Source organism: Novosphingobium sp. AAP1 (assembly GCF_001295765.1).
Taxonomy (GTDB): Bacteria; Pseudomonadota; Alphaproteobacteria; order Sphingomonadales; family Sphingomonadaceae; genus Novosphingobium; species Novosphingobium capsulatum.
Genome location: NZ_LJHO01000007.1, coordinates 159478 through 182657 on the forward strand (window position 1 = coordinate 159478; position 23180 = coordinate 182657).

21 protein-coding genes and 1 tRNA gene are annotated in these 23180 nt (G+C 64.6%); 14 read left to right on the forward strand and 8 right to left on the reverse strand.

Annotation, left to right across the window (positions count from 1 at the left end):
- Nucleotides 1–100: 100 nt before the first annotated feature.
- On the reverse strand, nucleotides 101–910 hold the full coding sequence (locus tag IP65_RS14715) for a DUF1134 domain-containing protein (RefSeq protein ID WP_054132167.1): 810 nt from the start codon (nucleotides 908–910) through the stop codon (nucleotides 101–103).
- 322 nt (nucleotides 911–1232) lie between these two features.
- On the opposite strand from IP65_RS14715, the gene IP65_RS14720 reads away from it, so the two are divergent.
- The 6 genes from IP65_RS14720 to IP65_RS14745 all read left to right on the forward strand — a co-directional run bounded on the left by IP65_RS14720 (nucleotide 1233) and on the right by IP65_RS14745 (nucleotide 9559).
- A tRNA-Ser gene (locus tag IP65_RS14720) sits at nucleotides 1233–1325 on the forward strand.
- Nucleotides 1326–1489: 164 nt separating this feature from the next.
- Complete coding sequence (locus IP65_RS14725) at nucleotides 1490–2818, forward strand: integrase arm-type DNA-binding domain-containing protein (RefSeq protein ID WP_054132168.1); 1329 nt, start codon at nucleotides 1490–1492, stop codon at nucleotides 2816–2818.
- Nucleotides 2819–3215: 397 nt separating this feature from the next.
- Nucleotides 3216–3794: an RNA polymerase sigma factor gene (locus IP65_RS20910; RefSeq protein WP_231627725.1), complete on the forward strand. Its 579-nt coding sequence runs from the start codon at nucleotides 3216–3218 to the stop codon at nucleotides 3792–3794.
- Nucleotides 3787–4776, forward strand: coding sequence for a FecR domain-containing protein (locus tag IP65_RS14735; protein WP_054132170.1), 990 nt, complete (start codon nucleotides 3787–3789; stop codon nucleotides 4774–4776). The genes IP65_RS20910 and IP65_RS14735 overlap by 8 nt, the downstream gene beginning before the upstream one ends.
- Before the next feature lie 98 nt (nucleotides 4777–4874).
- Nucleotides 4875–7448 (forward strand): TonB-dependent receptor, encoded by a 2574-nt coding sequence (locus tag IP65_RS14740; protein ID WP_054132171.1) that lies wholly within the window; start codon nucleotides 4875–4877, stop codon nucleotides 7446–7448.
- Nucleotides 7442–9559 carry an Atxe2 family lasso peptide isopeptidase gene (locus IP65_RS14745; protein WP_054132172.1) on the forward strand — a complete coding sequence of 706 codons (2118 nt, stop codon included), beginning with the start codon at nucleotides 7442–7444 and terminating at the stop codon, nucleotides 9557–9559. Before IP65_RS14740 ends, IP65_RS14745 begins: the two co-directional genes overlap by 7 nt.
- Here the strand turns inward: IP65_RS14745 and IP65_RS14750 are convergent.
- The 7 genes from IP65_RS14750 to IP65_RS14775 form a co-directional block, all read right to left on the reverse strand.
- Nucleotides 9556–11298: an asparagine synthetase B family protein gene (locus tag IP65_RS14750; protein WP_054132173.1), complete on the reverse strand. Its 1743-nt coding sequence runs from the start codon at nucleotides 11296–11298 to the stop codon at nucleotides 9556–9558. The genes IP65_RS14745 and IP65_RS14750 overlap by 4 nt on opposite strands.
- On the reverse strand, nucleotides 11295–12029 hold the full coding sequence (locus tag IP65_RS14755) for a lasso peptide biosynthesis B2 protein (protein ID WP_156306627.1): 735 nt from the start codon (nucleotides 12027–12029) through the stop codon (nucleotides 11295–11297). The genes IP65_RS14750 and IP65_RS14755 overlap by 4 nt, the downstream gene beginning before the upstream one ends.
- Entirely contained in the window at nucleotides 12016–12135 is a 120-nt protein-coding gene (locus IP65_RS21395) for a benenodin family lasso peptide (RefSeq protein WP_156306629.1), read from the reverse strand. Before IP65_RS21395 ends, IP65_RS14755 begins: the two co-directional genes overlap by 14 nt.
- A gap of 121 nt (nucleotides 12136–12256) precedes the next feature.
- Complete coding sequence (locus tag IP65_RS14760; RefSeq protein ID WP_082350173.1) at nucleotides 12257–12862, reverse strand: GntR family transcriptional regulator; 606 nt, start codon at nucleotides 12860–12862, stop codon at nucleotides 12257–12259.
- Nucleotides 12859–13740: a phytanoyl-CoA dioxygenase family protein gene (locus IP65_RS14765; RefSeq protein WP_054132176.1), complete on the reverse strand. Its 882-nt coding sequence runs from the start codon at nucleotides 13738–13740 to the stop codon at nucleotides 12859–12861. Before IP65_RS14765 ends, IP65_RS14760 begins: the two co-directional genes overlap by 4 nt.
- A 14-nt stretch (nucleotides 13741–13754) precedes the next feature.
- Nucleotides 13755–14390: an acyl-homoserine-lactone synthase gene (locus IP65_RS14770; protein WP_082350174.1), complete on the reverse strand. Its 636-nt coding sequence runs from the start codon at nucleotides 14388–14390 to the stop codon at nucleotides 13755–13757.
- 56 nt (nucleotides 14391–14446) lie between these two features.
- A complete protein-coding gene (locus IP65_RS14775) occupies nucleotides 14447–15205 on the reverse strand; it encodes a LuxR family transcriptional regulator (RefSeq protein ID WP_054132178.1) in 759 nt (252 codons plus the stop codon).
- Between the two features lie 224 nt (nucleotides 15206–15429).
- Here IP65_RS14775 and IP65_RS14780 point away from each other — a divergent pair, with 224 nt between their 5' ends.
- From IP65_RS14780 to IP65_RS14810, 8 genes are all read left to right on the forward strand, one after another.
- Nucleotides 15430–15612 carry a transcriptional regulator domain-containing protein gene (locus tag IP65_RS14780; RefSeq protein WP_082350175.1) on the forward strand — a complete coding sequence of 61 codons (183 nt, stop codon included), beginning with the start codon at nucleotides 15430–15432 and terminating at the stop codon, nucleotides 15610–15612.
- A complete protein-coding gene (locus tag IP65_RS20915) occupies nucleotides 15575–16252 on the forward strand; it encodes a DUF2285 domain-containing protein (RefSeq protein WP_197279259.1) in 678 nt (225 codons plus the stop codon). The genes IP65_RS14780 and IP65_RS20915 overlap by 38 nt, the downstream gene beginning before the upstream one ends.
- Before the next feature lie 550 nt (nucleotides 16253–16802).
- Nucleotides 16803–17744 carry a zincin-like metallopeptidase domain-containing protein gene (locus tag IP65_RS14790; RefSeq protein WP_231627726.1) on the forward strand — a complete coding sequence of 314 codons (942 nt, stop codon included), beginning with the start codon at nucleotides 16803–16805 and terminating at the stop codon, nucleotides 17742–17744.
- Nucleotides 17741–18145: a DUF2958 domain-containing protein gene (locus IP65_RS14795; RefSeq protein ID WP_054132181.1), complete on the forward strand. Its 405-nt coding sequence runs from the start codon at nucleotides 17741–17743 to the stop codon at nucleotides 18143–18145. Before IP65_RS14790 ends, IP65_RS14795 begins: the two co-directional genes overlap by 4 nt.
- A gap of 97 nt (nucleotides 18146–18242) precedes the next feature.
- Nucleotides 18243–19289: a ParB/RepB/Spo0J family partition protein gene (locus tag IP65_RS22220; protein WP_369801296.1), complete on the forward strand. Its 1047-nt coding sequence runs from the start codon at nucleotides 18243–18245 to the stop codon at nucleotides 19287–19289.
- An 8-nt stretch (nucleotides 19290–19297) separates the two neighbouring features.
- Nucleotides 19298–20119, forward strand: a complete 822-nt coding sequence (locus IP65_RS22225) for a hypothetical protein (protein WP_369801297.1) — start codon at nucleotides 19298–19300, stop codon at nucleotides 20117–20119.
- Nucleotides 20120–20481: 362 nt separating this feature from the next.
- Entirely contained in the window at nucleotides 20482–22287 is a 1806-nt protein-coding gene (locus tag IP65_RS14805) for a phospholipase D-like domain-containing protein (protein WP_197279260.1), read from the forward strand.
- 485 nt (nucleotides 22288–22772) lie between these two features.
- Nucleotides 22773–23093 carry a DUF736 domain-containing protein gene (locus IP65_RS14810; RefSeq protein WP_054132183.1) on the forward strand — a complete coding sequence of 107 codons (321 nt, stop codon included), beginning with the start codon at nucleotides 22773–22775 and terminating at the stop codon, nucleotides 23091–23093.
- Nucleotides 23094–23180: the final 87 nt, after the last annotated feature.

A 23180-nucleotide genomic window follows, 5' to 3' on the forward strand; every position in this document is an offset into this window, starting at 1 on the left:
CTGAAAGGAACGCCGCCCCCATGCCGCCGCCAGCGCCCCGGCGCAAGAGGGTTTGCACCCCGCCGCGCCAAGGCGTCAGACGATCAGAATGGCATCCCCCTTAGAACGGCATCCACGTCTGCTTGCGGCTGAACTTCATGTAGCCCGCGTTGATGCCCAGGCGCAGGCCCGCGCCCATGCGCACCGGGATCAGCACCACATCACCGCGGCGCAGATAGCTGACATTGAAGCCGCCGATCAGGTAGGCCTGCCCCTCGCCCGCGCCAAAGCGATGGTACATGTCGGCCGTGTCATAGAGATTGTAGACCAGCACAAAGGTATTGCCGGCATTGGCCCCGGCATCGAATCCCACCGAAGGCCCGGTCCAATAGACCGGCATGTCGCCCTCCACCTTGTGGTGCAGCGTGCCCGAGCCATAACGCAGCCCGACCACCAGTGCGCCACCGGCTTCACGCCCGGTGATATAGCCCACCGGCTCACCCTGCTTTTTCAGGATGTCGCGGATCATCATGGCCAGGCCTTTGGCGCCCTTGCCGAACACGCCCTCGGCCGCGCCGATCAGATCGTCTTCATGCCACGATTGCCCGGCAGCGCCCGGCTGGGCACCGGCAGTGCCGGCCGGCGGCGGGGCAGCGCCCATCGGCGCCGGGCTCGCATAGGGTGCGCCGCTTGCCGGCGGTGTCGCTGGCGGCGGGGTGTAGGGCGCTGGCGTGGCGGGGGCTGGGGCCGCGTTGGGTTGCACCGGCGTGGCGCGCGGCGCGGCCGGCGTGGTACCGGGCTGCGGCGCCAGATCGCTGTCGATCGCCGAATTGGGATCGATCGTCTGAACCTGCGCCTGGGCCAGCGGGGCGGCAAGCAGGGAAAGACCCGCCAGCCCCAGGGCCAGGCGATAATGGATGGCACGCTTCATCTTGTTTCCCGTCCCCTAACTGCGAACGCCGATTGCGACAGTGACCCGGCTCAATGGTGGTTCGACATGGCGCCAAGGTGGCGCCACGGCAATCCGATTGTTTCCATCCGCCACAGGTTCGCCCCGCGACAATGAACGGGCGATGAGCCGAGTCGAAATTGCGCCCAACCGGCCACGCACCGCGCCAGCCAGCCGAAAGGGCGGCACCACACCGCCACACAAAGCTGTCCACAGCCCCTGCGCCATCCTGGGGAAAAATCACAAGACAGCGCTTGCCCCGCCCCACAACCCCCGTTATAGGCCGCCCTCGCCGCTGCGATCCGGAGACGTGGGTGAGTGGCTGAAACCAACGGTTTGCTAAACCGTCGTACTGGTAAATCCGGTACCGAGGGTTCGAATCCCTCCGTCTCCGCCAGGCCCCCGTTCCCAGGGGTCCCCAGAAGTCCACTGGGATTGACAAAACCCTTATAAAATCGAGGATTTCCCGCTTCGGCTCGTTCCTACCGGTTCGTGCCCCTCCGCTGGTCGTGGGGTATGAAAACGGGGTATCGGGTCTCAGAAATGGGGTATCCGAACGCCATGTTGAACGACGCCAAAATCCGCGCGGCAAAGCCCGGGCCAAAGGCCTATAAGCTTGCGGATGCGCACCAGCTTTATCTTTACGTTTCACCCCAGGGCGCGAAGCTCTGGCGGATGAAGTTCAAATTCGACGGGAAAGAGAAGACGCTGTCCCTGGGGCCCTACCCCCTCGTCAGCTTGATCGCGGCGCGGGAGAAGCGGGACGACGCGCGTCGGCTGCTCGCCGAAGGCCTGGACCCCACGGTCGAGAAGAAACTCAAGATCAAGGCCAATGTCGAGGCTTCGCGCAACACGTTCGAGAAGGTCGCGCGGGCCTGGCACGAGATCAATGCTCCGCAATGGGCCAAGGTTCATGCCGCCGACGTCATCCGGTCGCTGGAGCGGGACATCTTCCCGGCCATCGGTTCGTTGCCGATCACGGCGATAACGCCACCCAAGATATTGGAAGTGCTGCGCGCCATCGAACAGCGCTCTGCCATCGAGACAGCCAAGCGCGTGCGGCAGCGGATTTCTGCGATCTACGCTTATGCGATCGCCAGTGGCATTGCCCAATCCGATCCTTCCGAGAAAGTTGGCGCCGCGCTAAAGCCGATGCCCAAGAAAGGGCGCCAACCCGCGATTACGGATATTGCCGAACTGCGCCGGATGCTGGCGAAGGTGGACGATGACTTCGCGCGGCCCATTACACGCCTCGCGCTTCGCCTGATCGCGCTGACGGCAGTGCGCCCGGGTGAACTGCGCGGTGCAATGTGGTCGGAGTTCGAAAATCTCGATGGCCCACTGCCCCTCTGGCGCATTCCGGCTGCGCGCATGAAGGGTGACCGGGACCGCAAAGACGAAGCTGGGGGTGATCATCTGGTGCCCCTCGCAACCGAGAGCGTTGCCGTGCTGCGCGCGGCGTGGAAGTTGAGCGGTCGCGGCGAACTGGTTTTCCCAGGCAATCGTCAAGCCCATCGCCCGATGAGCGAGAACGCCTTGGGGTATTTGCTCAACCGGGCGGGGTATCATGGCCGCCATGTACCCCATGGCTTCCGCGCCGCCTTTTCGACGATCATGAACGAATGGGCCAAGACACATGGGCGGCCCGACGATCGCGAGGTCATCGATCTGATGCTGGCGCATGTCCCGACCAACAAGGTCGAAGGCGCTTACAACCGAGCGGCCTATATGGAACGGCGGCGGGAACTCGCGACCATCTGGGCAGGACTGGTTACGCGTGGGCTGATCGAGCCAGACGCCCTACTCCCGCTTCCCAGCAAACTTAGCCCGTTCAAACGATCGGCCCCATCATCAACGCCGGTCCGACCGATGCTGCGCCTGGTAAAATGAGCCCTTGAGCCCTGTCCTTTCCTACCGCGAGCTATCGCGATCCTACAGGAACTCTCACCAAGCACAGTCTAGCCGGGCATTGTGGCAAAGACCGCCTATGATTTTGAACATGAGCGCTTTTTCCGGGGCTTGCGTCGGCGCGATCGTGCGGTAATCTGTGCGCGCGCCATGGTTGCATGGCGCCGAGGCGTGAGAACCTCGTGCGAGACGAAATCGATCCGCCATCACCAGGCCGGGTGGCCGACGCGCATGTCCAAGCCGTTCGCGGCTAAAGGCGTTGGCGCATGTGCTCGTGCATGTTCTCAACACCCGGCTTTTGCCGGCATCGCCTCGCCAGAAGCGAGGAGATGCGACCGATGCGATCCACAGCCGGGATTGGCGCCCTGCGCCGCACACCATGCATCTTGGGCTAGGGCTTGCGTGCTTGCCGCTCGAGGAAGGCGAGCCACTGCCGCCCACCCATGATCGCGTGGCGTCGACCGAGACGACTGTCGAACACCTTTACCGCAGTGAACGGCCTGGCCTCCTGCGTTTTCTCCACCGTAGGGCGACTGTCGAACGCACAGAAGACGTCGTCCAGCAGATCTTTACGCGAATCGTTGCACGCACCGCGACCGAAAAAATATCGCTCGAGGCACCGGGCGCCTATCTGCGCCAGGCGGCCCGCAATCTCCTGCGTGATGAGGCCCGCGCGGCGGCTCGAACGCATCATGCCCAACATGTGTCGATCGACGATGTGGAAATAGGCAGTGGCGATCCGATCGCTGCCCTCGAAGCGCGCGACGACCTCGCGCGGATCGAACAGGCCGTGCTTCGACTCAAACCGCTGACCCGGCAGATATTTCTCGCTTGCCGCCTCGATGGGTATAGTTACGCGGAAATCGCGGAACAGACAGGGCTGAGCGTGCGAGGCGTGGAAAAGCAGATGAGCCGGGCGATCAAGCAACTCGGGCGACACCTTCGTCATCATGACTGACGCCTCCGATCCGATTCCCCGCCGGATTCATGATGCTGCCGGTGACTGGTTGCTGCGCCGCCAGCAGCATGGCTCGCCAGAAGTCGAGCGCGCATTTGCCGCCTGGATTGCAGCCGACCATCGCCACCAAATCGCCTATGTTCAGATCGAGCAGCAATGGAGAGACAGTGAGAGACTTGCTGCCAGTGCCGTCGGCCAGACTCGAAAGCTGATCCGCGCACCTTTCCTGATGCGGCACAGCACCCATGTAGCGGCCGCCAGTCTCGGCGTTGTCGTCCTTCTTGGAGTCGGAACGGCAAGCTGGGTGCGATACGGGGCGCCTTTCGCGCTAATTTCCCCGGCCCAAGCGGCAACTTACGAGACCGCACTCGGCGAAATCAGGACGGTATCGCTGCCCGATGGGTCGCAACTCACCCTCGATACCGCAACGCGCGTGCGCGTGACCCTTTCCGCCCATGAGCGGCGCATCTCGCTGGAGCAAGGTCGCGTGCGCTTTCGTGTTGCGCCCGATAGCCGCCGCCCCTTTACCGTCGCGGTGCCCGGCGGCGCAGTTGCGACCGGCAGCAAGCTGTTCGACGTCAGCCTGGCAAGCGGGAGGCCAGTCGTCACAGTGCTCGAGGGGCAGGTCATACTTCCCCATAGTGCCGATGATGCTTCCCGACCGGGCCGCCCCCTTGCTGCGGGACAGTCGCTCGACCTGACCGATCCGGCCCGGCCCCATGCTGTACCAGCCGGCGAGACCCAGTGGACTTCCGGCATGCTGGCACTCGACGGCACGCCGCTGGGTGACGCAGTCGCAGCCATCAACCGCTACAACCGCCGCCAGTTGCGCCTGGCTGAGCCTGATCTGGGTCGCTTATCCATCACTGGCGCGTTCCAGGTGCGTGATCCGGAAGCGTTTGCGCAAGCTGTTGCGGCCACGTTCACGCTTGGCATCGACCGATCTGATCCAGGCATTATCGTTCTTCGACCACCACAGTAGGGCATTTTTTGCGTCGTTGAAAAAATCTGTCGGGGGTTTTCGGTCCCCGGCGTCTCCCCGCCAACCAGCCACGTCGTGGCCAGGGGGGAGACAGAAAAATGGTACGACTTCATAGCAAATGGCCGCTGGTCGACAGCATTGTCGCCGTGGCGCTGCTCGCGGGCCCTTCGGTCGCACAAGGTGAGGAAGCAGAGCGCCGCAAGTTCGACCTGCCGGCGCAAGGACTTGGCCAAGCGCTCAAGACGCTGGCCCTGCAATCACGCGTCACGGTCGTGGCCGACGCCAAGGTCTTGAGCGACAAGCAGGCTCCGGCGCTGCGCGGTGTCTACACCGTCGAGGAAGCGCTGCGGGTCTTGCTCGACCGATCGGGTCTGACCTACACCCGCATCGATGGTGGATTTGCCGTCCGCCAGAGCCGCGCCAGCGGCGCTGCCAGCTCGCCAGGCGAGCCGCAGGACATCGTCGTCACAGGCAGCCGGCTGCGCGGTGCCGCAATCGCGTCCCCGGTCGTGCGGATCGGGCAGGACGATATCCGCAATTCGGGTCAGGCTGACTTGGGCGATGTCGTCCGTCGCATCCCGCAGAATTTTGGCGGCGGGCAGAACCCGGGCATCGGCATGAACGTGCCGGAAGCCAGTGGCGTCGACATAGGGGGCGGATCGGCGATCAATCTACGCGGGTTGGGCAGCGACGCGACATTGACGCTGCTCAACGGCCGCCGCCTTGCCTACACGGCGGTCCGGCAGAGTATTGACGTTTCGGGCATTCCAGTTGCCGCAGTCGACCGCATCGAAGTCGTGCCGGATGGCGCTTCGGCAATCTATGGCTCCGACGCGGTCGCCGGTGTCGCCAACGTTATCTTGCGTCGCGACTACGACGGCCTGGAAACCAGCGCCCGTCTCGCCGGAACCACGGACGGCGGCGACTTCCAGCAACAATATGGCGCTTTGGCGGGACGCCAATGGGCCTCGGGCGGGCTATTTGCGGCCTATGAATATGGCAGCAACACTGCAATCCGCGCGAGCCAGCGGTCCTATGCGGCCACGCGCTCTCCCGGCCTCGACCTGTTTCCGGCACTGCGCCATCACAGCGTTGTAGCCAGCGGTCACCAGGACATGGGCGGCGGCCTGACCTTCTCGGTCGATGGGCTCTACAATGTCCGATGGAGCGACCTTACTTTCCCGACAGTGGCCGGCGGCGATCTTGACCAGGGCAAGGCCACCTTCTCATCAGTCGACAAGTCTTTGGGCATTGCTCCCACGCTAACGCTCAACCTTGCGCACGGCTGGCAGATCGCGCTCGGTGGAACCTACGGAAAAGAACGGGTCGACTTTCATCAAGTCGAATGCGCCTTGTCCGTCTGCAGCGATTCCGGTCCAAGCTTCTATCGGAACACCGCCAAGTCGATCGAAGTCAATGCCAATGGCGATCTGTTCAGGCTGCCCGGCGGCATAGCCAAGATCGCCATTGGTGGTGGCTATCGCGGTGTCGGTTTCATCCGGTATGGCGGGGCCGGGTTCGCGGCGAACACCAGCGCAACGCGCGACAATATGTTCGCTTTCGGCGAATTGAGCCTGCCCCTGATCGGCCCTGGCCAGAATCTGCCCCTGGTCAACATGCTCGATGCCAGCGCCGCCCTGCGCTATGAGCGCTATCCCGGCATCGGTCAGGTCGCCACGCCCAAGCTTGGCCTGTCATGGGCGGTGACCCCCGACATCAGCCTGAAAGGCAGCTGGGGCAAATCGTTCCGGGCACCGACGCTCTATCAGCAGTACCAGCCCCGCTCGGTATACCTGCTGCCACCTGCAGCATTGGGCGCGAGCGGAGCATCGGCCACCGCCGGGGCAATCCTCATTCTTGGCGGCAATCCCGACCTCAAGCCGGAAAAGGCGACAACCTGGTCCGCCACGCTTGCCCTGCATCCACGCGCGCTGTCGGGGGCCAGCCTCGAAATCAGCTATTTCAACGTGCGCTATCGCGATCGGATCGTGACTCCGATCACCCTGCTGGCCCAGGCATTGAGCAATCCCATCTACCAGAATCAGATCGCCTTGAGTCCAAGCGCGGCGGCGCAAGCGGCCACGATCGCGGGCGCTAGCACGTTCCTCAATGCGACCGGCGTCGCTTACGATCCGGCGAATGTGGTGGCCATTGTCGACAATGCCAATCTCAATGCCGGGCGCCAGCGGGCGCGTGGCGTCGATGTGCTGGCGAGCTACGATACAGCGCTGGCATCGGACCAGAAACTGCACCTCTCGTTCGACTTTGCCTATCTTGAAAGCGACCAGCAACTCAGCGTGGATCAACCGACCTATGACCTGGCTGGCACCATCTTCAATCCGCCGCACTGGCGCGGACAGGCCGCCGCCGCCTGGACCGGCGGAAACCTGACGCTGGCAGCCAATGCCAATTACACCGGCAGTGTCCGCGACACGCGGTCGACGCCCGCCGTGCAAATCGGCGCGATGACCACGCTCGACCTCACTGCGCGCTACCGGATCGATGCCGACGCACCGCTCGGCGGTCTCGCGTTCACGCTCTGGGTCCAGAACTTGTTCAACGCCAAGCCGGATCCGATCGCGACATCGCTTCCGTATGACACGCCTTACGATTCGACGAATTATTCGCCGGTCGGCCGGATGATCGCTTTCGGGATCACCAAGCAATGGTGAGCCCGACCCGTCGGGCCCATCTCGGCGTTGTGGTTTGCCTGCTGCTTCCCGGCGCAGCATGGGCCAACTGCGAAGACGTGCTGCCCGCCCAACGCGCCCCGCTCTCGTCGCGTCGCAATCTCACGGCAGAAGACCTCATCCAGCTCCGCGAGATCGGCGATCCCGATTCAGCGGTTTTCAATGGACCAAGTCCTTTCGCCGTTTCGCCCGATGGAGAAAGCGTCGCCTATATCGTCAACCGCGCCGACCTTGGGACGAACAGCTATTGCCGTGCACTGGTCGTAAGCCGGCGGTCAGGGTCTGGCCCGCCCCGCGTCCTTGATCGCGGCGGCGAGCTCATCACGATCATGGACGAACTGCGCGGCTTCTATGTTCCGAGCGGCGCTGCACGCACAATCGTTCCAATCTGGTCACCCGATGGAAGCGCAATCGCCTACCTCCGGCGCGACAAGGGCGTAACCCAGGCGTGGGTGGCCCAAGCCGACGGCAGCGGCGCGCACACGGTCACGCAATCGGCCGTCGATGTCGAAGCTGTGGCGTGGAGTCCGGACGGACGCCGCCTGCTTTACGGCACGCGCAAGGACGCGGCGGCCGTGCAGGCTGCGCTCGATCGTGAGGGCCAATCGGGCTGGCTCTACGACCGCCGCGTTTCGCCGGAGATTTCCGCGCGACCACTGGTCGCGGCCACTCCGGAGCTGGACACCCAAGCTGTCGATATGCAATCGCGCGTGGTCATGCCGACCGACGCTGCAGAACGATCGGCCGTAGAGCGGGCTGCGCCGCCTGACATGCCGGTCGATCCGCAAGCCGTCGGTGATGACGGTCGCAGGGCCTTTCTCGAACGTTCCAGCACGTCGCCGCTAACCCCGGCCCAGCTTGTCGTCGCGCATCGAGGCAGCATTCGCCGTTGCGGCGCCGAGGCCTGTGCCGGCGGGATTGTCGCGCTGTGGTGGCACGGTGCATCGGTGCTGATACTGCGTCGCGAGGGATGGGCCAAGGAAACCATGGCACTCTATCGCTGGCAGCCAGAGAGTGACCGCACCGAAACCGTGCTGCGCACCACGGCGGTCCTTCACGGCTGCGTCATCGCTGGAGCCGAACTGATCTGTACCCACGAGGACAGCACGACGCCGCGCAAGGTCGTCGCGATCGACACCGCAAACGGCCGGATGCGCACGATGTTCGATCCCAATCCCGAATTCGCCGCAATCCGCCTGGGCTCCGTGACCCGTCTCAAATGGCGCAACGATCTGGGCCTCGAGGCATGGGGTGATCTGGTCCTGCCCGCCGGACACAAGGCAGGCAAGAAACTGCCGATGGTCGTGGTGCAATACCACAGCGACGGGTTTCTGCGGGGTGGCACCGGAAACGACTATCCGATCTTCCTGCTCGCCCAGCGCGGGATTGCCGTGCTCAGCACCGAGCGGCCCAATTTCTTTGCGGCCGCCTTCCCGCAGCTTAAGACCTGGTACGAGATCAACGCCGCCAATCAGAAGGACTGGGCCGAACGGCGCAGCCTGCTCTCGTCGGTGCTGACCGGCGTCACAATGGCTGTGCAGCAAGGCGACATCGATCCCGCGCGCGTCGGCATCACCGGCCTGAGCGATGGTGCTTCGACCGTGGAGTTCGCCTTGATCAACTCCAAAGCCTTTGCCGCAGCGGCCCTGAGCACCTGCTGCATCGAACCCAATACGACCGCAACCCATGGTGGGATCGCCTGGGCGGAATGGTTGCGCGGAATGGGCTACCCGCCTGCGACCGACGACAACCCGGACTTCTGGCGCGCCATGTCGCTGGCGCGCAATGCAAAACGGATCGACACGCCCCTGCTCATGCAACTCGCCGACGACGAGTTCCGTCTGGCGCTCGAAGCCTTCGCCGCACTGCACGAGCAGAACAAGCCTGTCGAAATGTACGTCTATCCCGACGAGTATCACGTGAAATGGCAGCCGATTCACCGCCGCGCCGTCTACGAGCGGAACCTCGACTGGTTCGCCTTCTGGTTGCAGAACCAGGAAAATCCCGATCCTGCCAAAAGCGCGCAATATCGCCGCTGGCAGGCGATGCGCACGGGATCGCTGCCATCGCCTGCGCCGGAGCCGATTCGCTAGTCCTGCGCGCGCGCCCATGCTTCGGCGTCGAGCAATTCCATGACGCGCACGAAGTGCAGATCGCGAACCGGGCCGGGCAACGCGAGCACCTTGGCAAGCGCTTCTGTGTCGAGAAGGCCGAAATCGGCGAGGCGGCCGCCCAGCAGCATGTCGCGGATGGTCTGTCGCTGGCGGTCGAAGATTGTCGCGACAAAGCCGGTCGGCGTACCTTTCGAACGACGCGAGACGATGGCCTCGGGCAGATCGGGCGCGAAAGCGCGGCGTGCGATCGCCCTGTCCTGGCCGGAGGCAAGCCAGTGCCAGCTCGGAATGCGCAGACAAGCCTCGACCACAGGCTGCGAGACCAGCGGCGAGATGGCCCGCTGCGGGGCCTGTGCGTTGATCGCCTCCACCAGGTTCTGTGCCGGGACCAGCAAGGCAACATGGCTCGCCCTCCCTGGCAGGACACCGGGCGGCGGCAGCAGCCAAGGGTGCACATCGGCCGGGTCGATGATCGCTTTGGCTTTCAGCGAGAGGAACATAGTGGCCGGCTGCTGACGTGGTGCGGATGAACGCATCCAGGCGCGATAGGCCGCGCGCCAAGCCAGCTGCCATGTCCCAGTCTGCCCCAAGTCCCCAAGCGCTCGTGCAGCGTGCCAGAATCGGCTGTCCGGACCACTCGTGGCAAGGCAGTCCGCCAGGATCGCGATCGTCCGCGAGGCAAAGAAAACATTGTCGCCGCCCCCGCCATCGATGAGAGCATCAGCGCCGCAGCGGGCGGCGGCGTCGGCCGCGACCGCATCCTGCGCCTGGGTGAAGCAGCGATGCACGGGATAGGGCATGTGGGCGGCGCCGGAGCGACGCACATCGATGCGCTCGAGATCGAACGTGCCTGCCAGTAGCTCCATGCCAGCCGATTCAGCGACCATTTCGGCGTAGCGCCGCTCGTCGCTCGCCGCATCGTCGCCCACGAGGTTGAGCCCGACGACATGGGCGTTGCCGGCCCTCAGGCTGGTCGCCACTATGGCTGAATCAAGTCCACCAGACAGCAGCAGCACGACCCGGTCATGGCCGACAACACGAGCGCGCACGGCCCGCTGCACCGCGTCGCGCAGCGTTCCCGCTGCCAACGTGGCATCATCGATCACCTGGTCTCGATCAACAAAGTGCCACGGCGACCACAGTGTCGCGCACTTCACCCCATCCGCCGTGACGAGCAGGCGATCGCCGCCACGCAGTTCCCGCAGGCCATTCAGGCAGGTCTCACTGCGCCGCCATTCGGGGTAGGCGATATGACGTGCAAGCGCGCCGGGATCGACGGGAAAGCGGCAACCCAGCGCTGCGAGTAGGGCCAGATCGGACGCGACGACGAGCGTGTCTCCGACCTGAGCATGATAGCAACCGAGATCGCCCAGCGGCGACCGCACGATTGCAACGGCCTCGTCACCAGTAGTGAAGGCGACGTAACTGCCCCAGTTACGCTCGATCAGCACTGCCCCGCACGACCGGACGATGGCTGTCCATACTGCCTCATCGAGCATGCTTGCCGGTTGCGTGCCATGGCGGTCGAACAGTTCACCGATCACCACATGGCCGCCGGCATGAACCAGCACATGCGGGTGGTCGCTCCACAGCTTGAAGCGTTCGCCATCGACCTGCGGCGTGAGCGCGGCGGCAGCCTCGTGCCCCCTATCGATCCAGCGCGGCAGGAGCGGCTGACCTTGGGTCGCGATCAAGGCAAGAAAGCGGCGGCGTTTCATAGTATGAGAATCGGCGTGAATGTCCGCACCATGTCGAAGCGGTCGTTGACCAAGCGATCGTCATGCTGGACCCAGCAATGCGCGGAAAAGGGCCCGAGTTGCACACCCAGCACGATATCGGGCTGCAGGCCTTTTGCGATCATGGTCGACGCCACCGCCAGTGAATGCGCCAGGCAGTTGTCGAGCTGGGTCGCGAAACGGGAAGCCCCAATGAAACCGGCCATGATCTGCGCGACGTGGGCATCGGACGGCATCGAAGATGTCGGCAGACCTGCCTTGCGGCGGGACAACCAGGCCAGTGTTCGCCCCAGACCCGTGGTTTTCAAACGCAGGCGCACATAGGTCAGGCCATACAAGGCTCTAATCGTTGCAGCGCCCCCGGGAGCAGCAAGACCCAGATCGAGAATACTTGTCTGGGGTATCCGGATAGCGCCGCACGCGGTCGGCGCTTGCGAACTGGTCGAAGGAGTGAGCAGGCCATGCGCCAACAGACCCTGCAGTTGCGCGTCCTGCGGTGCCGGGTCTCCGCCTTCCACCCAGGCGCTAAAGTGGCGCTCGGCGCCGGGTGCCAGACAGAAGTAGCGATCCGCAAGGATATCCAGGAAAATGATCCGGTCGCCGACACGGCAGAAGGAGATGCCTTGGCGAAGTGCGAAGCCCATGATGGTCGAAACCCTGGATCGGCGCGCGATCTCGTATGACCGCGCGCCGAAACCATCAGTCTTCGGCAATGCCGAAAAGCTGCTGGCTGTTCTTGGAATCGATCACCAGGCCGGCGCCGCCCTTGGTTTCGATGGTTGCGGTGCCGAGGTCGATCACTTCGTCTTCACGTTCCATGATGCTCTCCTTCGTCTTGCTGCGAGATGCAGCCCAGGCAGACTATGGAGGGCAGTCGGCTATCCGAACTTTATACGGATTCTATATCGACTTTGTTTTCGGCAATGCGCGCCAGCAGGCATCACTCCGCCCGGTAGACCGCCCGCACGATATCGGCGGCGGCACGGCGGCGGCGGCGGTGATAGCGACGGCACAGGACTTTCAGATTACCGCGCTCGGCCGCACTGACAGCTGCTGACAGTGCGGCCAACTCGGCATTCGTCCCGGCGATCACATGGCATTCAACGGTCCGGACGGCATGCAGCCTGGCATTGAGCCGGTCCATCGCGAGCGCGTGCTCGCGATTGGTGGAGCGACGCGCCACAGCCAGAAACAGCGCCGCAACCCGACCGGGAAGAGTAGCACCGTCCGGCAGATCGCCAACCACCGACGACGCCACCGATGGCCAGGCACCGATCGCAAGCAGCAAAAGGTCGTTCGACCAATCGTAGAGATCCTCGAGCCCGGGTTCATCGAGCGACGGAAGATGGAACCCACCAGCCAAGCGAGTCTCCACCAAGCCCTCACCAGTCAGCCGATGGAGCGCATCCCGCACCGGCGTCACGCTCGCCGCCATTGGCGCAGCCAGGACCGCCGGATCGAGCCGGTCACCTGGCCGAAAATCGCGGCTCATGATCCGCGCGCGCAAAGCCTGATAGACTCGCTCGGCAGTAATCCCGGCATTCATCCCGCTGCTCGCTGTTGCTGCACATACGTTTCGACCAATACCTGCTGGTCGGGTCGCAGTGCGTCGATCGCGCCAAGAGGATGCTTCGCGCGCCCGTCGAGCAGCACAGAGGGGCATTGGCCCTCGAAATTGCCCAGGTTGGGCCGATGTTGGCGATAGCCAACCAGTGCCGCCAGATCGGGCGCGAAGTGACGGGCAATGTCTGGCGGATAGGCCAGCCATTGGTTCTCATAGGGCTTGAGCCAGCCCAACGCGTAGCCGACGACAAGGCCGCGTCGCACGTCCCGCGTTCGGTTTGCGCCGGCGCCATGCAGGGTAGAGCCGAGAAAGAGCAATGCCGAGCCTGGCGACATTTCCGCGGCAATGGGAGCGCCGACCGGCTCGGTCAAGGCGTTTGCGCCATGGCTGCGTGGCCAGATGCGCGTAGCGCCATTGGCCGCAGTGAAGTCCGTGAGCGGCCACATTACGTTGACGAGATATTCGATCTCCCCGACCGGGCCACGCCACATATCCTGGTCACGATGCGGAACCTGAGCGGGTGCGCCGGGATGAATCGCGATCGCCTGCGTCGTGTTGAGCTGAATGCACTCGCACCACCGCGCCAGCACAGCTTTGACAATGCCCAGAACAAGCCGATGCTGGACCAGGGCAGCTGCGCCGGTTGCGCGCGTGAGCAGGCGGCCGAAGCGCTTGGTGGTTGTGCCATAAAAGCCCCCTTCACCAAACGGCGTGGCGGCGAAATCAGCCGCCAGCTCGGCGTCGAGCGCATGAATCTCGGCGACAGGTATCGCATTGGGAACGATGCACCAACCCTGTTCCAGGAGGTCGCGTAGATGTCGGGCGATCTCGCCGGAAGGCTCGTGTCTGTCGATCACCATCGTTCTCCTTGGCATCACGCCACGATCCAATGCCTGCCCCGGGTAGAGCCCTGGCGCTGGATGCCGGCCGCCGCGAGCAGGCCGGGCGTGTCCGCAGTGATGTCGATGCGCAGCGCCACCAGCACGCTGCTGCCGATGCGCTGGGGCAGTCCGAGTGGGCGGCAATGCCAGCCGAAGGTCAGAATCTGATGGAACCAGCCCATCTCGGCAATCGCGCTGTAAGCCGAGATGCCGTGATCCAACGCATAGTCGACGAGCCGGGCGACGAGGGTATCGCGCACCGCGCGACGCTCGGCTGCCTGCAGCCGGCGGTCGAGGCAGAAGCGGGTGATTTCCAGGATGTCAGTCGCGCGTGGCGGCCCATCCTCACAAAGATGCGGATACAAGCTGTCGAGAATATGGGGATGCACAGTTGGCAGCAGCCTCGCCGAACCAAGATGCCCGCCATCGGCTTCCGCCAGGATCAGATACCTGGCGTTGGGATCGTCGAACTGGTCGATTTCATAGCGTCCGGCCAGGACCGGGACATCCCATTTGAGCAAGTCGACAAAGACCGATTTGCGCGCGGCGAACATCGCACGCAACGCGGCGTCCGGTGCCGACAGCGGCCCCGCTGCTGGTAATGATGGCAATGGCAGGACATGCGGCATCGTCGGACTCCCTAGGCGGTGTTCGGCCCAGGGTCGGTGAGATGTCGATCATTGCGCTATTCCCGAAAAGGGGCATAGCGGCGGCGGAAAATATCCAGGAAAGTCAGGGTTCCGTCGAACAGCGCCCGGATCACCAGCAATGTCCGCTTGTTCACGCCATAGCGCGCACAGGCCTGCTTGATATGCCGGGCCACCGTCTCTTCACTGATTCCGAGGATGCGGCTGATTTCCCAGTCGCTCTTGCCGCGCGCCACCCAGAGGATGCAATCGCGCTGGCGGTCCGTCAGCGCCGGTCCTGGATAGGGCAGATGCCCACCCCGTCCCGACCAGAGCCGGCGCGCGGCTTCGAACGCAAAATTGCCTGCGAGTTGTGCGAGCGGCAGCATGACCTGCGGCAGCGGTCGCCCTACCTCGCAGGCAAACGAACACGAACCACACGCCTCGCCTGGAACATGGGCAGGGACTGTGAAACCGTCGCCGACACCATGTGCGCGCCCGAGCGCAAGAATATGATGATCTCCTGGTGTCAGCGGGATCATCGCCGCCATCCGCGACCAGGGAAAGCCGATGCTGGTGACATGGCTGGCGCGGTGCACCGGGTCACTCACACCAAGGGCGTTCTCGTCATAATAGTCCGCCCAGCGCTGCGGATAATTATGCAATCGGATCGCCGCATCACCGGCCATGGCTACATCGACATGATGGCTGAGCGCGAAATACTGGAAGCCCAGTTCCACGCTGATGGCGGCCATAGTGACCGTCAGGTCCTCGGCACTGCCGACCGTCTCGACGATACGCGCAAGCTGTATCGCCATGCCCGAATAAGGCATCTGGCCTTGTTGCGACCGTCGGCGGTGTCTCGTGCTGCCCGGAGCCCGGCGATCGCCCTTCCCTCATCCTGCGGCCCAGGCGGCGGGGCCTCAATCCGTCGCCGGGCGAGTCCTGTCATGGGAGCGTCATATCATCTCCTGAAATTGCCTAGAAGCGCCCTTGGGCTGCGCACCATGCAAGTCGCCGCACATTTCGTGGGTTTCAGCCCATGACGCTGCTGCGGGCGTGGCGCGAGAGCGCCGCTTATGCGCGGCTGCGCGGTATCGATCGCGCTGGCCTGATGTGGGAGTGGCTGCGTCGCGATCCTGATTACATCGCCTGGCACACCCGGGCGAGCAGCGCTACCCGCGGCATTGCGGACCCGCGCGCGTGGGGGCTGCACTTTCGCTGAAGATCCGGCCCGGTCAGCACCCGAGGCGCGGATCATCTGGCATGCCGATCTCGATCCCACAACACTGTGCGTTGCGGCGATCCCGACCGATCGCGCCGATCCCGATGGCCTTGATCTGGAACGAGTCGCCCCCTGGCTGACCGTCGTCACTGATACGAGAGGATGTGACCATGCCGTTCTCTCGGACGGTCGCCACCATATCCGCCTCGATTTGGCGCAGGGCCGACTAGCCGGCGAGACACTGGTCCATCTGCACTACCGACTACACGGGCTTGGCAACGCCGAGATCGGCCTCCTGCCGCTGCGCCGCCTCCTTCATTTCCAGCGCCATCACCGCTTTGCGCACTCGCTGTATCCGCCCGATCCCTGGATCGAACGCGGTATCCAGTTGCTCCGCACCCATGACGGGCTCGCCGCCGGCGCAACCCAACGCGAGATCGGCGCCGTGCTGTTCGGCGAGGCGCGTATCGCCGAGGACTGGAACGACCGATCCGACTCACTGCGGTCGCGAATCCGGCGGCTGGCGCGCGAAGCAAAGGCCTTGGCGTGGGGCGGATATCGTGACCTCATCCGACGGCAAGCGCGATTGCCGTCCAAGCCCCAGGTTCATGGTGAACACTCCCGCAGCGATCCAGTCTGATCCTTGGCGCCCCGGCCCTGACGGCGCGACCACGCTCTATGGCTCGGCGACGGCAAAGACTGACTGTCGACTTTGCCACCGAGCCCAACCCTCACCGAATCTCGTCCTGTCAGCGACGATCGGCTGGCGCGGGCGGACGGGCCGTGCCCGTCCTTGACGGGGTCGCCGCGCATGTGCGCGGCGGCGCTGTTGGTGGCCTCTCCCGGTCAAGCGCGGGTGGGCGGCGCTCCCTGCTAGGCCCGCCCGCGTCGCCGGCAAGCCGGCCCTCACCTACGCTCGGGACCGGCTCCTCCACTATCGTTCCGGCCCTGCACCACCCCATCGCTGACGCGATGGGTCCCCGGCTTGGGTGCCAGCGCCGCTCGCAGCGGGCCTTTCCGGTCGCATCTTGCCGCCCACCCCCGCTTTTCGGGGAAGCCATGGTGGTTTTTGGGCTGGCTTGAGGAGGTGAACAATGCGTGATTCCACTGGCCAGCGGGTGTGCGGCAAGGGCCGGAAATCCCAAGCGGACAAAAGCGCCGAAGCGTCTCGAGCGAACCTCTATGACGAAATGACCGCACGGATCATCGCCGAGCTCGAGGCGGGTCGCTTCCCATGGGTTCAGCCTTGGGGCCAGCCCGATGCGGGCGGCAGCGCGATCGGTCCCGGCCTGCCCCGCAATGCGCTCACCGCGCGGCGCTATTCGGGCGTCAATGTCCTGATCCTGTGGGGCGCGGTCATCGAGCATGGCTATCCTTCGCAGGGCTGGCTGACCTTCAAACAGGCGCTGGAAGCGGGCGGCTGCGTCCGCAAGGGCGAGCGCGGCACCACCGTCGTCTATGCCGACCGCTTCACCCCCGAAACCGAAAAGGCCCGCGCCCGCGATGAAGGCGGCGAGGCCCGCGCCATCCCCTTTCTTAAGCGCTTCACCGTGTTCAACGTCGCGCAGTGCGAAGGGCTGCGCGCGGGGCTATCCCCCGAACCAGCGCCCTTGCCCGCACGCGAGATTGTGCCGGTCGCCGAACAGGTCATCGCCGCGTCCGGGATCGATTTCCGCATCGGTGGCAACCGCGCCTTCTATGCCCCGGCGCACGACTATGTGCAGGTGCCGCCGCAACCGGCCTTCTTCGAGCAGATCAATTATTACCGGACCTGCTTGCACGAACTGACCCACGCGACAGGCCACGCCTCCCGGCTCGCGCGCAATCTTACTTCCGGCTTCGGCAGCAAAGACTATGCCCGCGAGGAAATGGTTGCGGAAATGGGATCGGCTTTCCTCTGCGCCGCGCTCGGTATCGTTCCGACCGTGCGCCATGCCGACTACCTGGCAAGCTGGCTGGACGTGCTGCGCGAGGACAATCGCGCCATCTTCCGCGCCGCCAGCGCGGCCAGCAAGGCCGCCGACTGGCTGCTGGCAAAACACGCCGCCGCGCAAGTCGAGGCGGTTCAGGCCGAGGCTGTCCAAGGCCAGACGTCCCGTGATGACCTTGGCGAACGGAGGGCTGCAGCATGATCCTGCTCACCCCCGAACTTCGCGCGGCACTGCGGATGAACGCCGACCGTTCCGACGAGCACGTTCATGACCCTGCTCCGGTCGTTAAATTGTTCTCACCCCTCGGCGCGGCGACTTGGCTGGCGACCGAATTGCTGGACGATGGCGATACGCTGTTCGGCCTTGCCGACCTGGGATTCGGGTGCCCCGAACTCAGCTATTTCTCGCTGGGCGAGATCGCGCGGCTGCATTTGCCGTTTGGCCTCACCATCGAACGCGACACCGGCTTTGCGACCAGCACCGGCCTGTCGGTCTGGGCCGACACCGCGCGCCGCGTCGGTTCGATCCAAGCGGCCCAATCGATCATCTGGCGCATCGAATCCGCGCCGGTTCCCGAGCTTCCGACCGATCCCGACGAGTGAAACGGCGGATGACGCGCGGCGCGTAACGCCGCTTTTCGAAAAGCCGGTCCGCCCACCCGGAAAGAGCGACGGACCGGCCCTCACAAGGAGAACTGACATGAAACTCGAATTCATCCCGCTCGACAAGCTGGTCGTAAGCAAGGCCAACATGCGTTATGGCCGGAAGGCGCCCGATGTCTCCGATATCCTGCCGACCGTGCGCAGCCGTGGTATCATCCAGCCGGTCATCGTCCGCCCGAAACCCTGTCCTAATGATGCCGACAGGGGCTATGAAATCATTGCCGGAAGCCGCCGCTTCCACGCCGCCAAGATCGTCGCCGAGGAACGCCACGCAGCCAGGGACGGCGCTGCCGAAGCCGATACCGACATGGCGCTCCTGCCTTGCGCAATCCTCGACGCGGGCGACGATGCCGCCGCCGTCGAAGCCTCGCTGATCGAAAATCTGGCGCGGCTCGACCCCGACGAGGTGACGCAGTGGGAAACTTTCACCCGGCTGGTCAAGGAAGGCCGCAGGCTGGAGGACATCGCCGCCACATTCGGCCTGCCCGACCTTGCCGTTTGCCGCGTGCTCGCGCTCGGCAACCTGCTCCCGGCCATCCGCGACCTGTATCGCCGGAAAGAGATCGACGCGGCCACCGTGCGCCACCTGACCATGGCGTCGAAGAGCCAGCAAAAAGCCTGGCTGGCCCTCGCCGCCGATCCCGACAGCTACGTCCCGACCGGCCATCAGTTGAAGGCATGGCTCTTCGGCGGTCAGTCGATCCCCGCCCGTCACGCGCTGTTCGACATCGCGGCGAGCGGGCTTGCGACTATCGCCGACCTGTTCGGCGATGACCGTTATGTGGCCGATGCCGATGCCTTCTGGACCCTGCAGAATGCCGCCATCGAGACCAGGCGCGCCGCCTACATCGAGCAGGGCTGGGCAGACGCAATCATCGTGCCGCCGTCCGACCATTTCACGGCATGGGAATATGAGAAGGCGGGCAAGCGCAAGGGCGGGCGCGTCTATCTCGACGTGCGCGCCACCGGCGAGGTGATTGTTCACGAGGGCTATATAAGCCGCAAGGAGGCCGCGCGTCTCGCCAGAGCGGAGGGGCGGACCATGGTGTCGGGACTGGGCAGAAGTCCACACGGCCCGAAGTGACATCGACGATGCAGACCTATATCGATCTGCACCGCCACGCCGCTGTCCGCGCGGCGATGCTCGCCCACACCAGGATCGCGCTGCGGCTGATGATCGCCCATGCCATTACCGGCTCGCCTCTCTGGTCGGTCAAGCCCGAACCACAACGCTCAAGCCATGATGCGGTGCGCGAGAGTGTCGAGAATTGCCGCGCCGAGGCGGATTTCGACGAGCATCGCCGCGCGGTCCTGGCGCTTCTCGGCTTCTCGCCCGAGGAGCCCACCGTGACGGGCGGAAACGGCGATGACCATGGTGTGGTCGGCGTGTTCCGGCGCCTGCTCGAGCTTCCCGACATGGTCGTCATGGACGTGATCGCCGTGGTCATGGGCGAAACCCTGGCCGCCGGCAGCGCCGCCGTCGAGGTGGTGGGCAGCGAGATCGGCGTCGATATGGCCCGCTACTGGCAGTCTGACGACGCCTTTTTCGAGTTGATCCGCGACCGCGAGGTGCTGACGCGCATCGTCGCCGAAGTCGCGGGCGAGACCGTCGCCAGTGCCAATGCCGGTGAGAAGACCAAGACCCTGAAACGCATCGTGCGCGATCATCTCGACGGCACCAATGGCCGCGCGCAGCACGAGAACTGGGTGCCACGCTGGATGGCGTTTCCGCCCGCCGCTTATACTGCGCGCGGCAGCGTCCGCACCGTCTCCATCCTTGCCAAGGCGAAGGGCGCGCGCGAGATCGAGGGGCAAAAGCCGGGCGATGACGATCCCGATCCAAGCGCGCCGGGCGCCGTGAAGGCAGCACCGGACCTCGGCGACACGGAGAAGTCAGACAGGCTGGCCGCCTGATCCGTCGCGGGCGGCGGCGCGCAAAGCACCGCCGCCCGCATCCTTGCAACCTTTGAAAATTTCGGCCGCGCGCCCTCGCCCTGTCGGGCTCGGGCGCGCGGTGTTTATTGCGTCCTGGGTTAGTTCACGTGCCCCACCGGTTGTGTCGCTGCTAGCAGGTCGAGAGCGATGAGGACACGCGATCAACAGTACTTCGCGTCCCAGCTCTCATTTCCGCAAGATCAAAGGGCCATACTGGTGTAATCAAGTAGCGCTATAGACTGGAAACGTTTCGCGCTCGTGTCTGGCGCGGGACCCATTTCGTGCATCGTTCGGCGTCATGGAGGGGAAGCATGGCAAAGGTTCGCAATTCCAAAGGGGCCATGACCGTCGTGGCTTATCGCGGCGACGCCAAGACATTGCTTGCTTTCGACCTGACCACGACTGCGGCCCGCACGCACCTTGCGGGTTTCACCATTGCCGTGACGCCGGCGGGCAAACCAACCTATTTCCTGTGGAATCGGCTGCAATTCCGGACCCCGAGCGATCATGCACAGGACCCGTCCGAGCCGGCCCGCTCCACGATCAACGCGCCGCTGCACAAGTTCCGTTGGGTCCATGTGCCAGGCCTCGAACACCAGGGCCTCACGCCCACGCTGGGCACCTACGTCTACACCGTTACGCCGCGCTATTTCGACACGCAGGGCCACCTGCTCCCCCTCGACCCGGCCCTTTCGGTCGATGTCTCGATCCCGGTCGGCCCGTTCGTCAAGGGTGCGCTCAAGCTCGGCTTCACGCGCGGATTCACCCAGAGCCAGGCCTTCGTCGGGCATTTCGGCCTGGACGCCAAGTTCAAGCCGTACCGGGCACCGCTGCAGTTCGACACGTCGGCCATCGCCGGCACCAATGCGCAAGGACAAAGCTTCACCTTCGCGCAGGAATACGAATGGTCGGGGTTCACCGCCCGCGACCGCATTTTCGACATATTGCGCACGGTTGATGCCGACCCGAGCCTGACGCTCGATCTGTTCGCCTACGATCTGAGCGAGCCGGACATTGTCAGGCTGCTTCTGTCCATCGGTACGCGCGCCCGCATCATCCTCGACAATGCCGGTCTTCACCACGGCACCAAGCGCCCGCCTGAGGACCGCTTTGCCGAGCTCTTCGCCGCAGCGGCGGGCGCCGGACGCATCAAGCGCGGCCGTTTCGATCGCTATGCCCACGACAAGATCATGGTTGTCTATCGCCATGGGCAGCCGATCCAGGCACTGACCGGTTCGACCAACCTCTCGGTAACCGGGATCTACGTCAATTCAAACCATGTCCTGGTCTATGAAGATGGCGCCGTGGCAGCACTCTATGCCGATCTTTTCCAGACCGTCTGGGACCAGGACGTGGCCGCCGGTCCATTCCGCCCTTCCCCGCTTGCGACCCAACACCATGGCTTTGCCAGCGCCACCGTCCCGGCGACAAGCATCGCCTTTTCCCCGCACAACGAAGCCGATGCGCGCGCGGGCCTCATGGCGATTGTCACGCGCGCGCAGGCCGAAGCAAATGTTGCCGACAACCTCGGCAGCGTGTTGTTCGCGGTGATGGAATTGCAGGGTGCCGCCGACAATCCCGTCTACACCGCGCTCGGCGCGCTGCACGACAGCGGCACGGTCTTCAGCTACGGCATTTCCGACAATCCCGCCGGTATCGCGCTCTATCCGGTCGGCAAGCCCGGCGGGGTCCTCGTCACCGGCAAGCCCCGGAAGACGCGGCTGCCGCCCCCCTTCAGCCAGGTGCCCAACATCAGCTTGGGCCATCAGGTCCACCACAAATTCGTGGTGTGCGGCTTCAATGGCGATGATCCCATGGTGTTCTGTGGATCATCGAACCTCGCGCTGCTCGGCGAACAGCAGAATGGCGACAATCTCCTCACGATCCGGGATGAAGATGTCGCCACCTGCTTCGCGATCGAAGCGATCGCGCTGGTCGATCACTTTAATTTTCTCGACAGCACGGCGACCCAGGCTGCCGAAATCAAGGGCCGCGACAAGGTCGTGCCGCTGGCATCCCCGCCCGCCGTCAAGTCGGATGCCGCGCGCGAAGCGGGCTGGTTCCTCGGCACAAACGACAGCTGGGCGACCAAATATTTCGACGAGAACGACCTGCATTGTCTCGATCGGCGGCTGTTCGTCCGATAGCCCTTCGCCGCCTCGCCAGACGCGGTTTCCATGGTGGCGGCGCTCTCGTAGACCACCGAAAGAAGCGGACCAGCGAGCATCGTTTCCTTGGTGGGCACGGGACCGAATGCCCGATCGGCGCGATGTGGGGATTGATCGCCCCCCTCTGCCTCTCCCTTGCCGGCCAGCCATGACAGGTGGCGGATGCTGTTCCTTCCAATGTCGCCTCCAACCGTTCCCGGCTCCTCGGGCGCATGACCTGGGACGGCCGCGGTCCGGTCGAAACCATCGCCCGACGGCTTATTTCCCCGCCCGCGCCCACCCCACGCGGTACGCCGCGTGGTGTGGGTGCAGGCTCCTCGCGGTCGCTTGCGCTCGCAAATAAGCCTCTGGCTCCGGTCCTCCGCTGCCGCTTCGGCCTGCGGTTCGCCGGCCCGCTGTGACCGTCCCTTGGGTCCGCCCATCGCCCGGAAACGGTTCGGGGCGACGTATCAAGGAGACGAACAATGCCAGCCATCGGCCATGTCACCCGCGACGGAAACGGCTTCAAGGGCCAACTCCGCACCCTCTCGATCCGCACCGACATCGAGATCGTTCCCAACGTCCGCAAGTCCGGCGATACCCAGCCCGACTACCGCGTCTCGGCGGCCGGTGTCGAGGTCGGGGCCGGATGGATCCGGCGCGGCGAGATGTCCGGCCGCGACTATGTGTCGCTGTCGCTCGCCGCCCCCGAATTCGGTCCGCGCCGACTCTACGCCAATCTCGGCCGCGCCGCCGGGCAGGATGACGAGGACGCCTTCGCGATCATCTGGAATCCTGCCGACTGAGCGGACCGCCCCGCGCCCGAACCGGGCGCGGGGCCTCACGCGATGCGCCGGGTTTGCATAGCGCGCGGGGAGCCTCTGCAGGCGGGA